The 14722-nt window shown below is 67.1% G+C and carries 13 protein-coding genes; 4 read left to right on the plus strand and 9 right to left on the minus strand.

Annotated elements, in window-relative coordinates; genetic code table 11:
• Positions 1 to 8: 8 nt before the first annotated feature.
• From ACFWCH_RS05540 to rpmH, 9 genes are all read right to left on the minus strand, one after another.
• The gene (locus ACFWCH_RS05540) at positions 9 to 1457 is read right to left on the minus strand and encodes a sugar porter family MFS transporter (protein WP_206252159.1); all 1449 of its coding nucleotides are present in this window, start codon (positions 1455 to 1457) and stop codon (positions 9 to 11) included.
• Between the two features lie 60 nt (positions 1458 to 1517).
• Positions 1518 to 2486 carry a ParB/RepB/Spo0J family partition protein gene (locus ACFWCH_RS05545; RefSeq protein ID WP_136033759.1) on the minus strand — a complete coding sequence of 323 codons (969 nt, stop codon included), beginning with the start codon at positions 2484 to 2486 and terminating at the stop codon, positions 1518 to 1520.
• Positions 2486 to 3409 carry a ParA family protein gene (locus ACFWCH_RS05550; RefSeq protein ID WP_378803845.1) on the minus strand — a complete coding sequence of 308 codons (924 nt, stop codon included), beginning with the start codon at positions 3407 to 3409 and terminating at the stop codon, positions 2486 to 2488. The genes ACFWCH_RS05545 and ACFWCH_RS05550 overlap by 1 nt, the downstream gene beginning before the upstream one ends.
• Before the next feature lie 3115 nt (positions 3410 to 6524).
• Positions 6525 to 7190: a 16S rRNA (guanine(527)-N(7))-methyltransferase RsmG gene (gene rsmG / locus ACFWCH_RS05555; RefSeq protein ID WP_378803098.1), complete on the minus strand. Its 666-nt coding sequence runs from the start codon at positions 7188 to 7190 to the stop codon at positions 6525 to 6527.
• Entirely contained in the window at positions 7190 to 7681 is a 492-nt protein-coding gene (locus ACFWCH_RS05560; protein ID WP_378803099.1) for a protein jag, read from the minus strand. Before ACFWCH_RS05560 ends, rsmG begins: the two co-directional genes overlap by 1 nt.
• A complete protein-coding gene (yidC, locus tag ACFWCH_RS05565; protein WP_136033750.1) occupies positions 7678 to 8748 on the minus strand; it encodes a membrane protein insertase YidC in 1071 nt (356 codons plus the stop codon). Before yidC ends, ACFWCH_RS05560 begins: the two co-directional genes overlap by 4 nt.
• 3 nt (positions 8749 to 8751) lie before the next feature.
• Positions 8752 to 9102, minus strand: a complete 351-nt coding sequence (yidD, locus tag ACFWCH_RS05570; RefSeq protein ID WP_136033749.1) for a membrane protein insertion efficiency factor YidD — start codon at positions 9100 to 9102, stop codon at positions 8752 to 8754.
• On the minus strand, positions 9099 to 9404 hold the full coding sequence (gene rnpA / locus ACFWCH_RS05575; RefSeq protein WP_240744641.1) for a ribonuclease P protein component: 306 nt from the start codon (positions 9402 to 9404) through the stop codon (positions 9099 to 9101). Before rnpA ends, yidD begins: the two co-directional genes overlap by 4 nt.
• A 51-nt stretch (positions 9405 to 9455) precedes the next feature.
• Positions 9456 to 9593, minus strand: a complete 138-nt coding sequence (gene rpmH, locus ACFWCH_RS05580) for a 50S ribosomal protein L34 (protein ID WP_022879826.1) — start codon at positions 9591 to 9593, stop codon at positions 9456 to 9458.
• 315 nt (positions 9594 to 9908) lie between these two features.
• Here rpmH and dnaA point away from each other — a divergent pair, with 315 nt between their 5' ends.
• The 4 genes from dnaA to ACFWCH_RS05600 all read left to right on the plus strand — a co-directional run bounded on the left by dnaA (position 9909) and on the right by ACFWCH_RS05600 (position 14667).
• The gene (gene dnaA, locus ACFWCH_RS05585; RefSeq protein ID WP_136033745.1) at positions 9909 to 11297 is read left to right on the plus strand and encodes a chromosomal replication initiator protein DnaA; all 1389 of its coding nucleotides are present in this window, start codon (positions 9909 to 9911) and stop codon (positions 11295 to 11297) included.
• 478 nt (positions 11298 to 11775) lie between these two features.
• Positions 11776 to 12918 (plus strand): DNA polymerase III subunit beta, encoded by a 1143-nt coding sequence (gene dnaN, locus ACFWCH_RS05590; RefSeq protein WP_136033743.1) that lies wholly within the window; start codon positions 11776 to 11778, stop codon positions 12916 to 12918.
• A 59-nt stretch (positions 12919 to 12977) separates the two neighbouring features.
• Positions 12978 to 14171, plus strand: a complete 1194-nt coding sequence (gene recF / locus ACFWCH_RS05595; RefSeq protein WP_136033741.1) for a DNA replication/repair protein RecF — start codon at positions 12978 to 12980, stop codon at positions 14169 to 14171.
• Positions 14164 to 14667, plus strand: coding sequence for a DUF721 domain-containing protein (locus ACFWCH_RS05600; protein ID WP_136033739.1), 504 nt, complete (start codon positions 14164 to 14166; stop codon positions 14665 to 14667). The genes recF and ACFWCH_RS05600 overlap by 8 nt, the downstream gene beginning before the upstream one ends.
• Positions 14668 to 14722: the final 55 nt, after the last annotated feature.

Consider the following 14722-nt stretch of genomic DNA (forward strand, 5'->3'; position numbering starts at 1 on the left):
CGTCCAGCCTACGCGCGTGCCGGACCCCGTCGGCGCTCGACCTTCGCGTCCTCGGTCATGTCCTCGAGCTCCCGGCCCTTGGTCTCGGGCACCTTGAAGAACACGAAGAAGAACGACAACAGAGCGAAGAACGCGTAGAACCCGTAGGCGAAGGTGAGTCCGATCTCCGCGAAGGCCGGGAACGTCGTGGAGATGAAGAAGTTCGCGACCCACTGCGCGGCGGCCGCGACCGCCAGGGCGCCCGCGCGGATCGAGTTCGGGAAGATCTCGCCGAGGAGCACCCAGACGAGCGGTCCCCAGCTGGCGCCGAAGAACACCACGAATCCGTTGGCGCAGACGAGGGCGACGGTGGCCCAGGGGTCGGGCAGCGTCGCGGTGCCCTGCGCATCCAGCGTGCCGAAGGAGAACGCCAGCGCCATCAATCCGAGGGTGACGGTCATGCCGACCGAACCGACCAGCAGCATGATCCGTCGACCCACCTTGTCGACCAGGAGGATCGCCACGATCGTCACCACGATGTTCGTCACGGAGGTGATCACCGAGGTCAACAGGGCGCTGGACTCGTCGAACCCGACCGACTGCCAGAGCGTCGTGGAGTAGTAGAAGATGACATTGATGCCGACGAACTGCTGGAACACCGACAGCAGGATGCCGATCCAGACGATCGGCTTGAGCCCGAGGCGATTCCCTCGCAGGTCACGCAGCGACTCGGCGCGCTCGGTGTCGATCGTCCCGGTGATCTCCTTGATCTTCGCCTCGGTGTCGATCGTGCCCGTGACGGTCTGGAGCACCTCTGCGGCGCGTTTCGTCTCGCCCTTGCGCACCAGGTAACGCGGCGACTCCGGCAGCCGGAGCGAGACGAGCCCGTAGACGAGCGCGGGAATGGCCGCGACCATGAACATCCAGCGCCAGGCGGTGAGCCCCCACAGCGGCTGATCCGCTTCGCCGGCGATTCCCGCGAGCAGCGCGTCGGAGAGGAGGGCGGCGAAGATACCCGTGACGATCGCGAGCTGCTGCAGCGAGCCGAGTCTCCCACGGATGGCGGCCGGCGACACCTCGGCGATGTACGCCGGAGCGATGACCGAGGCTGCCCCCACGCCCAGTCCGCCGATCACGCGCCAGATGATGAGGTCGACCACGCTGAAGGCCAGACCGGAGCCGATCGCGGAGACGAAGAACATGGCGGCTGCGACGACCATGACCGGGATGCGCCCGAACTTGTTCGAGATCGGGCCGGCGAACCAGGCGCCGACCGCGCAACCGATCAGCGCGGACGACACGGCGAAGCCCTTGAGGCCGGTACCGAGGTCGAACCCGGACACGTCGCCCGCGAGAGCGTCGACGGCACCGTTGATCACCGCGGTGTCGAAGCCGAAGAGGAAGCCACCCAATGCCGCGGCGATACTGACCGCGATCACACGGCGCTTGATGCTCGCCGCGTCAGCTGCTCTGCTCATGACCTACCCCCGCATCGTCAAGATGACGCGAGTCTAGGCCCTCCCTGACACCGTGCGGGGTCAGCGCGCGGAGCCGTACCCTTCTTCGCCCAGCTCCTGCAGGATGCGGTTGAGGTCCTGGATCGACGCGAAATCGATCGTGACCTGGCCCTTTCGCGTCCCGAGCGAGATCTTCACCCGCGTGTTCAGGCGATCGCCGAGCTTGCCCGCCACCTCGTCCAGATAGGCCCGTCGCGCTCCCGGCGTGGCCTTCGGGGTCTTCCCCGCGCTCGGCTGCGCCTTGGCGGCGACCTCCGTCGCGCGCACCGACAGGTCTTCGTTCACGACCTTGTCGGCAAGGCGCTGCATCGCCTCCGGCGTGTCGAGACTCAGGATCGCGCGGGCGTGACCGGCCGACAGCACTCCTGCTGCGACGCGCTGCTGCACGGGGACGGGCAGTTTGAGCAGGCGGATGGTGTTGCTGATCTGCGGACGAGACCGGCCGATGCGGGTTGCGAGCTCTTCCTGGGTGATGCCGAAATCCTCGAGCAGCTGCTGGTAGGCCGATGCCTCTTCCAGCGGGTTCAGCTCGGAGCGGTGCAGGTTCTCGAGGAGCGCATCGCGCAGGAGGTCCTCGTCGGCGGTGTCACGCACAATGGCCGGGATCGCGTCGAGCCCGGCTTCGCGTGCGGCCCGCGTCCGACGCTCCCCCATGATGAGTTCGTAGTCGCCGTCGCCGTTCTTGCGCACGACCACCGGCTGGAGCACCCCGAACTCCCGCACGCTGTGCACGAGTTCGGCCAGGTCCTCCGGGTCGAAGTGCGTCCGCGGCTGACGCGGGTTCGGCACGATCGCGTGCGGGTCGACCTGCACCAGGTGGATGCCGGGGACCGCCTCGAGGGTAGCTTCCGCAACCGCGGCTGCGCCGGAGTCGGTCGTGTCCGGGCGCAGGCTCGCGCCGGGGAAGAACACGTCGACGGGTCGCTCCGCCTGATCCGCGGTCGGAATGAGGGCACCGATGCCCCGGCCGAGTCCAGTGCGCTTCGCCATTACTTCTCCTTGCTCTGCGTCACACGGGACGCGATCTCGACAGCGGCCTCGCGGTAGGCGATCGCGCCGGCGGACTGCCCGTCGTACGCGATGACCGTCTGGCCGAAACTGGGGGCCTCGGACACGCGGACCGACCGAGGGATGACGGTGTTCAGCACCTGGGTGGGGAAATGCGTCCGAACTTCTTCCGCAACCTGCTGCGCCAGCCGGGTACGGCCATCGAACATCGTCAGCAGGATGGTGGAGAGGTGCAGAGCCGGATTGAGGTGCTTCTGGATCATCTGGATGCTTCCCAGGAGCTGGCTCAGACCCTCCAGCGCGTAGTACTCGCACTGGATGGGGATGAAGACCTCGGAGGCTGCGGTGAAGGCGTTGATCGTCAGAAGCCCGAGCGACGGCGGGCAATCGATGATCACGAAGTCCACCGGGTGGTCGACGAGGTAGTCCTGCAGAGCGCGTCGGAGCCGATGCTCTCGCGCGACCTGCGCCACCAGCTCGATCTCGGCGCCCGCCAGGTGGATGGTGCTCGGAGCACAGAACAGTCGTGGGTTCTCCGGGCTGGGCTGCACGATCTCCGCGAGCGGGAACTCATCGATCAGCACGTCATACACGCTCGGCGTGTCCGCGTTGTGCGGAACCCCGAGTGCCGTGGACGCATTCCCCTGGGGGTCGAGGTCGATCACGAGAACCGAGGCACCGAGTCCGGCCAGCGCGGAGGCGATGTTCACCGCACTCGTGGTCTTGCCGACGCCGCCTTTCTGGTTCGACACGGTGAGCACCCGGGTCTGCCCGGTGAACTCCACGTGAACGGCTTCGAGGGCCCTGCGGCGCGCGGAGAGGTCGGCGAGTTCGCGAGCAAGCGGGGTATCCATCCCGAACGAGTCGTTTGCCGGTGTCTTTTCGGACTGTTTCACGTGAAACATCCACTCCTTTCGGGGCCGCATCCCACTCTAACCGCAGGGACGGACCTCGAACCGCGCACGCCCGTCAGCATCGACGCAGAGCGCACTTCCGTCCGCGGCTCGTACCGGCCCACGACCGGCAGCCGCATCGATTCCGGGAGTTCCTCGTCGCAGCGAGCGAGCGGCGCGCGCTCCCGGTGCCGCATCGATGACCGCTATCGGTTGTCTGAAACAGCTCCCGGGCCTCCTCGCTCGCGCTGGAGATCCCCGACCAGGCGCATCCACGCTCACGTCCACATGAACCGCCGCGTGAGCTGCCCCCTCGACACCTCCTCCCCCGCCCGCGACGGTTCTGGAAGAAGCCCCGACCTGCCCCGGCGAACGCCGCCCCCCATTGGCGCCTTCCACCGTTTCACGTGAAACACCGCGCCTGTTCCGCGGCGTGTTCGGTCCGTCAGCGACCGCGTCGCCTCGCCCCTCATGGCCCCGACCTCGCGGCTCACCCAGCCCTCCCCGCGATCCAGCACACGCGGTCCCGTCTCCGTCCGGGCTTGCCCCCCATCGGGCCAACACCGCACGTCCGCGCATTTCCCTGGTGCGGTCGGTCGTCCACTGCGTCTCGTGAGCCGAAGGACCTCCGTGTTGTCGGGGCCCGCATACCTCCACCCTCGGCGCCCGCCTCCTCCCTGCGCGCGCTTCTTCCCCAGGCTCGCTTCTTCCCTGCGGCCGCTTCGTCCCCACGCCCGCTTCTCCCCCGCGCCCGCTTCTCCCCCACGCCCGCCCCCTCCCTACGCCCGCCCCCTCCCTACGTCCGCCCCCTCCCTACGCCCGCCCCCTCCCCACGCCCGCCTCCTCCCCACGCCCGCCTCCTCCCCACGCCCGCCCCCTCCCCAGACCCGCCTCCTCCTCACGCCCACCTCCTCCCCCGCACAAACACCGCACCTTCCACGGTCGCGCCCGCTCGTCCGTCTTGCGCTCACCGACGACTCGCCACCAGCCCGCGACAGCCGGTCGGAGGCCCCCGCTCCTGACTCGGCAGCTCCGCTCATGGCCGTGCAGTCCCGTCTCCCCGTGCCTCGCCCCACAGCTTCCGGTGCGGAACGGCCCGATTCGGGCAGATGCTCTGCACTCACGGCTCGTGCAGCTGGCCCCTGATGTCCCTCGCGGCACCCGGGCACTCCGCCGACACCGTGCCGCCGGGTGCCACATGCCCTCCACTCCCCTACGCCATCGTCATCCGCACCGCGCACCCACCCCTCACGCAAGCAAGGCCCGCACGACATCCCCAGCTGAGCCTGGCGTCCCTCTCCGACCGACTCTCATGCTTCTCCTCACCCCACAGGACACCCCACAGGACACCCCGCACGACCCCCGCACCGCACCCACACGTCCCCGACTCCATCGTCATCCGCGCCCTGCCCACCCCTTTCACCTGAGCAACCGCACGCGCGGAATGCCCCGACCCTGCAAGCCCGCACCACGTCGTCCCACCCGGTCGCCGCACCTCGCGCTCGTCCCTGCCCTCCCCACCCCCAGCCAGGGAACTGTGGACCCCCAGCTCATCGAAGCCTCAGTACACGGAGCCCTGTGGACATCAGCTCATCGAAGCCTCACCACACGGGTCACTGTCGACCCCAGCTCAGCGAACCCTCAGCACCAGAGGTGCAACCCCCCATCATCTTCCCCTCGTCGGCGCGAAGCCGTCACCCCCGGCGCCCATCACACATTCCCGTTCGATACAGGGACGCCTCAACTCCTCGGCCCGTGACAGCCCCTTTCTGAGGCGCCTCATCTCCCTCATCTGTAGTGCCCCGACTACCGGAGTCCCTGACGCTGCGCGACGTATGCAGCCGCACACTCCCTCACGCCCTACCGACTGCGCCACCGATCGCCCACACATCTCGAGTCCCCGCCCGTTCCGCTGTGTTTACAAGCGCACCACCGCCCCGTGCCCGGCGCATCCGACCTCCCGCCACCCCAAAGCCTTCTCCCCTCCCGGGAGCTGACCACCATGAAGCTCACGCAACATGGCCATCTCCCGCGTCGATGACTCCCGGACTCGGGCTCCTCGTCGTATCCGCTCGGATCATCGGTTGCAGTGTCTTACCGCGGTCAGGCCCGCACCACCCGACATACAGGGCGCTGACGTAAACCTGCGTTCCCCCGACACCGCTCCTTCTGGGGACACCCAGTGAATCCGCGGCCGCGGAAACTCTCACACGACTCGCCGCGGGAGCAGGATGCGCACCACCCCGCAGGCCCCATCGGCACCCGCGGCCAGTCCTTCCCTACGATTGCGACCCACCGTCCCGGAGTTCGTCCGCAGCGCACGAACAGCGGTACTCACCCCCTGTATGCCCTCAGATCTGCTCATCAATCCGCCAGCACCGCGCTGCCCATCGATCTCAACCGAAGGCCGCACTAGGACCACTCGGTCGCGATGCAGGCCACGTCACCGTCACCTGCCCGACCTCGCCGTGTTTCACGTGAAACATAGCCTCCGCCTGAGGTACTGACTTCGATGTTTCACGTGAAACGGGCTGCCCGCGCGCATCGAACCTGTAAGGACGTCGGGCACCGGAAGGGCGCGGGCCTGCAACCTCCGGCTGGTGGCGCGGTCAACCACATCCCCACTTCGCGAGCCCGCGCCCGGTCAATCACCACTGCATCGCACACGATGTCGATCCGCCGTCCAACTGCGCTGGGCGTGTGTGTCTACGAATGCCGCCGTCACACCCCTCACCGACGGCTGACGCTCCGTCGGCGGTCAGGGATCTGTTCGCATGTCGGGCACCACGTTCTAAACGCGAGGGGAGGACACGTGGCCACATAGGATCTCACCCCAAACCGGGCGGGACCCATCGCAGGCATCGCATCGCGCGACCGCGAGTCGCCGACGTCACGCTCGCCCGACCGGACCGACCGTCGCCGTGCTGTCCGTGTTGGACGCGCTCGGTCAGACACGCCGCTCGGCGCGTGACGAAGACACGGCGGCGCCAAGTCATCCCCTCCGGCGAGAGTCGCCCGCTCCCGCACGTCGGATGCAGCCCGCACCCCGGCAACCGCCGAAACTTCCGCGGCATAGTCGTGCCGAGTACGCCTCGTCAGGCCGGATGTTTCACGTGAAACGGCGATGTCACCGCACGCGCGCACGCACGACGCGAGTCGTCTCGGGAAGCACTCCCTCGCCGAGGACTTCTACCCGCACGTCGGAAAGGCGGTACTTCTTGATCTGCTTCTGCGCAGCCTCGATCTCGTTCGCCGCGTTCGCACCCTTGAGCAGGGCGAGCTCCCCTCCGTCACGGACCAGTGGAGCTGTGAGGGGAAGGAGAGTCCGAAGCGCGCTCACGGCGCGAGCGGTCACGACGTCGAATCCATCGCCCGCCTTCACGTCTTCCGCGCGCGACCGCAGCACTGTGACGTTGTCGAGTTCCAGAGCCGCGACCTGCTCGTTCAACCAGGTGATCCGGCGTTCCATCGGCTCGACCAGTGTCCAGGTGACATCCGGTCGCGCGATCGCCAGGACCAGACCAGGGAGCCCGGCGCCCGACCCGATGTCCGCCACGGTGCCATGGAAGAGGGGCGCGGCGATCGCGCTGTTCAGAATGTGACGGGTCCACAACCGCGGGAGTTCGAGGGGTCCGATCAGGCCCCGCTCCTCACCCTCACGAGCAAGAGCGGCCGTGAACTGTCGCGCGATGTCGATACGGTCGCCGAAGAGTTCAGCGGCGACGGCCGGCTCTGCTTCGACCACACCGGTTTCGGGTGCGCCGGGTTCGGTGGACGAGTCCGACGCCGACATCACCGACGACGCAACACGGTGTGGCGGTCCTCGCCCTCACCGTACGACTCGGAGACGAGGCCGCGGTCGGCAGCGATGTCGTGCACCAGCTTCCGCTCGTAGCTCGACATCGAGGGCAGCGACGCCTGCGACGACCCCTCGTCGAGCTTCGCGGCCGCGGCGTCGACCAGCGTTTCGAGCTGCCGACGCCGGGTGTCGCGCGAACCACCGATATCGAGGATCAGCCGGGAGAACGAACCGGTCTTGTTCTGCACCGCCAGTCGAGTGAGCTCCTGCAGCGCCTGGACCGTGTCAGGTGCAGAGAGCACGGACAGTCCATCGCCCTCGGCCTCCACCGACACATAGGCGCGGCCCTGACGCACATCGAGGTTCAGATCGCCGTCGATGTCGGCGATGTCGAGCAGCTCTTCGAGGTAGTCGGCGGCGACGTCGCCCTCGAGCTCCAGCTGCGCCACCGTCGGCTCCGTGCTCCCGGTCACGACCTCGCTCATGAACCGCTTCCCTTCTTCTTCGCCCGCTTCTTACCCACGGGCTGCTGACGCTTCGGTGCCTCTGCCTTGGCCTTCTCGGCCTCCTCGAGCAGACGCTGCTGCTCGGCCTCGTACACCGACATCGGCACCACCTTGCCCGACGAATCGATGGCCTTGCCCTTGCGCGCCAGGCGTTCCTCGCGGGCCTTCGCCGCCTCAGAACCCGGGGTCGGCATCTCACGGATGACGAGGAACTGCTGCCCCATGGTCCACAGGTTGGAGATGAACCAGTACACGACGACGCCGAGCGGGAAGAAGACGCCCGAGAAGATGAAGCCCAGCGGCAGCACGTAGAGCATGATCTTCTGCATCTGGTACGCCTGGCCGGTCTTGGCCTCGGGCGACAGGTTCTTCGAGATGATCTGCAGCTGCGTGAAGAACTGCGACCCGATCATGAGCACCACGAGCGTGACCAGGATGATGATGGCCGTCGTGTTCTGCGCATCGATCGCGTTGCCCAGCGTCTCGTGCAACGAGGCTACGCCGAAGAGCTTCGCGTCGTAGAACTCCTTCGTCAGCTCGGGGCTGAGGAGACCGACACCGCCGATGTTGTCTCGCGCGTGCTTGCTGACATCGCTCAGCACGCTGTAGAGCGAGAAGAAGATCGGCATCTGCACGAGGAGCGGCAGACAGCTCGACATCGGCGTCGTGCCGTGCTTCTTGTACAGCGCCATCGTCTCGCGGCTCATGGCCTCGCGAGAGAGCTGATCCTTCTTCCCGCGATACTTCTCCTGAACTTTTCGCAGTTCAGGAGCAATTTCCATCATCTTTCGCTGGCTCTTGATCTGCTTCACGAAGAGCGGGATCAGCGCCGCGCGCACCACCACGACGAGGCCGACGATCGACAGCACCCACGTGATACCGGAGGCTGCAGGAAGGCCGACGGCCGTGAGCAGCCAGTGCCAGGCGACCAGGATGAGCTCGACGACCCACTTCAGCGGCCAGAGGATCGTGCCGAGCAGGTCGAACCCCCCGGCAGCCGGTTCGGGGCTGGGGGTGGTGCTGGCGAGCAGGAGGTCAAGACCCACCGGTCAGTCCTTTCGGGAGGGAACGACGAAACCATGGGAGGTCAGGTCGTAGCGGAAGTGTTGGTGCGGCGTGACGTCGTCGACGCCTCCGCTGGTCCAGGGATTGCAGCGGAGGATGCGCCACGCGGAGAGCAGGGCTCCGCGCACGGCACCGTGCTGCTGCACCGCACCTACAGCGTAGGCGGAACAGGAGGGGTAGTACGCACAGACATCGCCATAGAGCGGGGAGATGACCTTGCGGTACCCGGACAGGAAGGCGATGACCGCGTTCCGCGGGAGCAGCGGGATGCTGCGCACGATGTCGCGTCCGCGCATCTCCCCGGTCCCGACCGACGAGGCGGGAAGCGCGGTCATGAGGAGACCTCGCTCGGAGCCAGACGCTGCAGGCACCTCTCGACGTCGGTGCGCAGCTCGGCGAACGAGGCCACGGAGGATGCAGGAAGGGCACGGATGACGACATCCGTGCCCTGAGGAACACGCGGGAGCGCCTCCGCGCAGACGGCTTTCAAACGCCGACGCACGGTATTGCGCACCACGGCGGTGCCCACCTGCTTGCTGATGATGAAACCGAACCGCGGCTCACGCCGCTCACCCGTCGACAGGATCGAGGTGATGACGCGCGCCCCGCCACAACGCGATCCGCGTCGAACGACCATCCGGTAGTCGCTCCCGCGGGTCAGACGGAACGGGCGGGCGAGCACGGCTGCTTACGCAGAGAGCTCGGTGCGGCCCTTCGCGCGGCGTGCCGACAGGATGGCACGGCCGGCGCGGGTACGCATGCGAGCACGGAAACCGTGCTTCTTGGCGCGACGACGGTTGTTGGGCTGGAAGGTGCGCTTGCTCATGAGATCACTCCGGGAATGCTGCCACCGGATTCACTTCGACCGGAGACATGGGGAACTGCCCAAAAAGGCATAAGTCAACCGACTAAGGGTACGTCTTGGCGGCGCACAGGGCAAATTAGCGCCCTGCGACGCTCGAGTCCTCTCGCGAACCGCACAGCCATTATCCACAACCCGGACGCGCCCGATGCGCACAACACGCCCCCGTGTTTTCAAGGGCAGGTTGCCGTTCGTGGCCGGTGTGACTACCGTGGCATCCGAAGTTATCCACAGGGGCACGGCACGTCGACCGCGACCCGAACCGTCGTCCGGAGCACCATGTCCTCACCAGCCCAGCCCGACGTCCCGATCTGGACCACGGTGCAGGAGCTGCTGGAAGCCGACGATCGCGTCACTCCTCAGCTGCAGGGGTTCCTGAGCCTCGCCGTCCCGGCGGGAGTGATGGCCGCGACGCTGTATCTCGAGGTGCCGAACGATCTGACCGCCGCGCAGATCAACAAGCGTCTCCGGCTGCCGATCATGGAAGCCCTCGCCCACATCGGCGACGAGGTCACGTCGTACCGGGTCGTGGTGAACCACGAACTGGCCGATCAGCCGACCGCGCCGATCGCCGTCGCCGACTTCGGTCGCCAGGAGCAGCCGCGCGAGTCGCCGATGGAGCAGCCGACGCAGCTGCGCCACGAGTCACGGCTGAACCCGAAGTACACCTTCGACAACTTCGTCATCGGCCAGTCCAACCGCTTCGCCCACGCCGCCGCGGTCGCCGTCGCCGAAGCACCGGCCAAGGCATACAACCCTCTGTTCATCTACGGCGACTCCGGACTCGGCAAGACCCACCTCCTTCACGCGATCGGCGACTACGCCCAGTCCCTCTACGCCGGCGTGAAAGTGCGCTACGTGTCCAGCGAGGAGTTCACGAACGATTTCATCAACTCGATCGCGAACAACCGGGGTGCCGCCTTCCAGGCCCGGTACCGCGATGTCGACATCCTCCTGATCGACGACATCCAGTTCCTCCAGGGCCGTGCCGAGACGCAGGAGGCGTTCTTCCACACGTTCAACACGCTGCACGACCACAACAAGCAGGTCGTGATCACGAGCGACGTGGCACCGAAGCACCTGACCGGTTTCGAAGATCGCATGCGCAGCCGCTTCGAGTGGGGACTGATCACCGACGTCCAGGCGCCCGACCTCGAGACCCGTATCGCGATCCTGCGCAAGAAGGCGCAGAGCGAGGCGCTCCACATCCCCGACGAGGTGCTGGAGTACATCGCCACCGTGGTGTCGTCCAACATCCGTGAGCTCGAGGGTGCGCTGATCCGTGTCTCGGCGTTCGCCAGCCTCAACCGTTCCGCGCTCGACATCTCGCTGGCGCAGACCGTGCTTCGCGACATCATCGACACGGCGGAAGACAACATCATCTCGCCGACCGACATCATCACGGCGACCGCCCAGTACTTCAAGCTCACGGTCGACGACCTCTATGGCTCCAGCCGGTCGCAGCAGATCGCGACCGCCCGGCAAATCGCCATGTATCTGTGCCGTGAGCGCACGAGCCTCTCTCTGCCGAAGATCGGGCAGCTGTTCGGAAACCGGGATCACACCACGGTCATGTATGCGTACAAGAAGATCAGCGAGCTCATGAAGGAGCGCCGCTCGATCTACAACCAGGTCACGGAGATCACCACGCAACTCGGCCGTCGCTGACGGAACCGGAGGAAGGGCGTCGTCCGTCGAGGACGGCGCCCTTCGTCGTTCTTGACAACGGCCGGACGTCTCCGATAAATGCGTCTATGCACATGTGGATAACTTGTGGATGATTCGGGATCGCGGCGCTCAGGATGTGGGCCGAGTGGGGAAACCTGTGGATAACCGTCACGAGCCCTCGAGTCTCCACATCCTCGATAACCCGCGGATTCCTCAGCGTCTCCACAAGTGACAGTCGTGTAGTTCCCTACTCGCGTCTGCTTTCCACCGACTTATCCACAGTATCCACAGCGGTTAACACCGTTAAGGAGTTAAGTCATTCAAGGGGCGATCCGATCACCAGACGGTGGGGACAACCCGACAGGTGCGTCGCCGGTGCTCCGGCGTAGGGATCCGCGGGACTGTAGGGCTAGCATGGGAAGCCCTGCACTGGCAGGACCCGACGACGACCCGTCATGACGACGACAAGGGAGCACCCGTGAGGTTTCAGGTCAACCGCGATGTCTTCAGCGAGGCTGTGTCCTTCGTCGTCAAGCTCCTCCCCCAGCGCAACCCGCAGCCGATCCTGGCCGGTGTGCTGATCGAGGCAGACGGTTCAGGGCTCACCCTTTCGGCCTTCGACTACGAGGCATCCGCCAGGACGACCATCGAGGCCACGGTCGAGACCCCGGGGACGATCCTGGTGCACGGCCGACTTCTGTCCGACATCGCGAGCCGTCTGCCGAACGCACCGATCGAGATCGCCGTCGAGGACGACGGGGGCATCGCGGTCACCTGCGGCTCTGCGCGATTCACGCTCGCGGCCATGCCGGTCGAGGAATACCCCTCGATCCCCGAGGTCTCCGGCTCCTCCGGTGTCGTCCCCGCCGATGACTTCGGCACCGCGATCGCCCAGGTCGGCTTCGCGGCCTCGCGTGACGACGTCACGCCGGTCCTCACCGGCGTGCAGCTCGAGGTGACCGGCCAGACGCTCAGCCTCGTGGCCACCGACCGCTACCGGGTCTCGCTGCGCGATGTGCCGTGGGACGGAGAAGCCGTCGAGGCCACCGCGCTGGTCCCGGCCCGCACCCTGCTCGAGGTCGGGAAGACGTTCGGGCACGCCGGCACGATCCAGATCGCGTTCTCCGGCGCGGGCGACCGCGAGATCATCGCGTTCACCGCGGGCAACAAGACCGTCACCTCGCTGCTCATCAAGGGCAACTTCCCGCCGGTGCGTCGTCTGTTCCCCGAGCAGACGGATCACTACGCGGTCGTGAACACCGCCGACCTGATCGAGGCCGTCCGCCGCGTATCCCTGGTGCTCGACCGCGCCGCCCCGCTGCGCTTCACCTTCTCGGCCGACGGCGTCACGATGGATGCGTCCGGCAGCGAGCACGCACGCGCGTCCGAATCGGTCGACGCCATCCTGTCCGGCGGTGACGAGGTCACGCTCGGCCTCAACCCGCAGTACCTGATCGAGGCGCTCGGCGCGGTGAAGAGCGAGTTCGTGCGGGTCACCTTCACGTCGAGCGACAACGCCAACAAGCTGAGCCCGGTCCTGATCACCAGCCAGACGTCGGTGGATCAGGCGGGCCTGGACTCGTTCAAGTACCTGCTGCAGCCGAACCTGCTCCTGCGCTGAGCGCGTCGCGTCGCCCCGGCGGCGGGGAGGATGTCCGACCCGAAAGGTAGGCTGGCTCCGTGATTGTGGAGCACCTGAACCTGGTCGATTTCCGCAATTACGCGACCGCTGATCTGGCTCTTCATCGCGGCCCCAACGTCCTCGTCGGACGGAACGGACAGGGCAAGACGAACCTCGCGGAGGCCGTCGTCTTCCTGGCCACGCTCGGCTCGCACCGGGTGTCGTCGGATGCGCCGCTGGTGCGAGACGGACAGGACTTCGCGGTCATCCGCGCGCGGCTCTCCCATGGCGAACGGCGTGTGCTGGTCGAGGTGCAGGTGAACCGGCAGGGATCCAACAAAGCCCGTATCAACGGCTCGCCATCGAAGGCGAACGAGCTGCCACGCTACGCCCACGTCGTCCTCTTCGCGCCGGAAGACCTGCAGATCGTCCGCGGTGACCCGTCAGCCAGACGACGATTCGTCGATCAGCTGCTGATCCAGCGCACCCCCCGGATGGCTGCGGTGCTCGGCGACTACGACCGCGTGCTCAAGCAGCGCAACGCCCTGTTGAAGTCAGCCAGGGCGCGGGGCGTCCGCGGCGAGGGCCTGAGCACGCTCGACGTGTGGGATGACAAGCTGGTCGCGCTCGGCGCCGAGATCATCACCGCGCGCCAGCGTCTCGCCGCGGATCTGCAGCAGCCCGTGGCCGAGGCCTACGCTGCGATCGCCGGCGCCGACCACCGGCCCCGGTTGGAGTGGGCGCTGTCCGTGGCCGGTGCCGATCCGGAGGACGACGCCGACGCCGAGGAGCAGGAGGTGTCGTCGGCCGCGGCCGAGCAGCGCATCGACGTCGCCCGCACGGCCGAGCTGTTCCGCGCGTCCCTGACAGCGAAGCGAACCCAGGAGCTCGACCGCGGGCTCACGCTGTCGGGTCCGCACCGCGACGACCTCGTGCTGCGCGTGCGCGACCTCCCGGTCAAGGGGTACGCCTCGCACGGGGAGTCCTGGTCGGTGGCCCTCGCGCTGAGGCTCGCCTCGGCCGAACTGCTGCGCAGCGAGTCACCCGCGGGTGATCCGGTGCTGATCCTCGACGACGTGTTCGCCGAGCTCGACGCGGATCGACGCCAGCGCCTCGCGTCCCTCACCGCGGGCTACGAACAGGTGGTCGTCACCGCGGCCGTGGAGGAGGATATCCCCGAGGTGCTGCACGCACACGTGGTGCGGATCACGGCGGGCACCATCACCGACGAGCGGGAGGCACCGGATGAGTGACGTGGCCGCCGACGCCGTGATCGAAGCTCCCGAGACCGTCGCCACGTACCTGCGTCTGCGCGGTCTGACGCCGAGTGCGAAGAACTGGAAGCGCAAGCGTCGGATCACGGTCGACGACGACAACGCCCCCTTCACACCGGGCCGCGACCCCGGAACGCTCGGCGATGTGCTCGACCGGCTCAGCCGCGACGCAGGGTGGGAGACCACGCTCGCCAGGGAGGACCTCGTCCGGCAATGGGCCGACCTGGCCGGCGCCGACACCGCGAAGCACTCCGAGCCGGTGTCGCTGGAGCGTGGACTGCTGACGGTGAAGTGCGACTCGACTGCCTGGGCGAAGAACCTGCAGTTCATGCGCGCGACGATCCTGACGGAGATCGGGAGACGGTATCCGGAAGCGGGCGTCGAGAACCTCCGCTTCATCGGACCGGACGTCCCCTCCTGGAAATGGGGTCCCAGAGTCGTTCCAGGACGGGGCCCGCGCGATACCTACGGGTAGGGCACCATGCAAGGGGTCTGACACGCTCAGAGGGCCACACGCGGCCGTTGAGCGG

The organism is Microbacterium sp. NPDC060132, assembly GCF_042729675.1.
In the GTDB taxonomy this organism is placed as follows: domain Bacteria; phylum Actinomycetota; class Actinomycetes; order Actinomycetales; family Microbacteriaceae; genus Microbacterium; species Microbacterium sufflavum.

Bases quoted from the DNA above. Each gene is read 5' to 3' on its own strand.
- dnaA (WP_136033745.1), top strand. From the start codon at position 9,909: ATGTCCTCACCAGCCCAGCCCGACGTCCCGATCTGGACCACGGTGCAG.
- rnpA (WP_240744641.1), bottom strand. From the start codon at position 9,404: ATGGTCGTTCGACGCGGATCGCGTTGTGGCGGGGCGCGCGTCATCACC.
- rpmH (WP_022879826.1), bottom strand. From the start codon at position 9,593: ATGAGCAAGCGCACCTTCCAGCCCAACAACCGTCGTCGCGCCAAGAAG.
- ACFWCH_RS05560 (WP_378803099.1), bottom strand. From the start codon at position 7,681: ATGAGCGAGGTCGTGACCGGGAGCACGGAGCCGACGGTGGCGCAGCTG.
- rsmG (WP_378803098.1), bottom strand. From the start codon at position 7,190: ATGTCGGCGTCGGACTCGTCCACCGAACCCGGCGCACCCGAAACCGGT.
- ACFWCH_RS05600 (WP_136033739.1), top strand. From the start codon at position 14,164: ATGAGTGACGTGGCCGCCGACGCCGTGATCGAAGCTCCCGAGACCGTC.
- yidD (WP_136033749.1), bottom strand. From the start codon at position 9,102: ATGACCGCGCTTCCCGCCTCGTCGGTCGGGACCGGGGAGATGCGCGGA.
- ACFWCH_RS05540 (WP_206252159.1), bottom strand. From the start codon at position 1,457: ATGAGCAGAGCAGCTGACGCGGCGAGCATCAAGCGCCGTGTGATCGCG.
- ACFWCH_RS05545 (WP_136033759.1), bottom strand. From the start codon at position 2,486: ATGGCGAAGCGCACTGGACTCGGCCGGGGCATCGGTGCCCTCATTCCG.
- ACFWCH_RS05550 (WP_378803845.1), bottom strand. From the start codon at position 3,409: ATGTTTCACGTGAAACAGTCCGAAAAGACACCGGCAAACGACTCGTTC.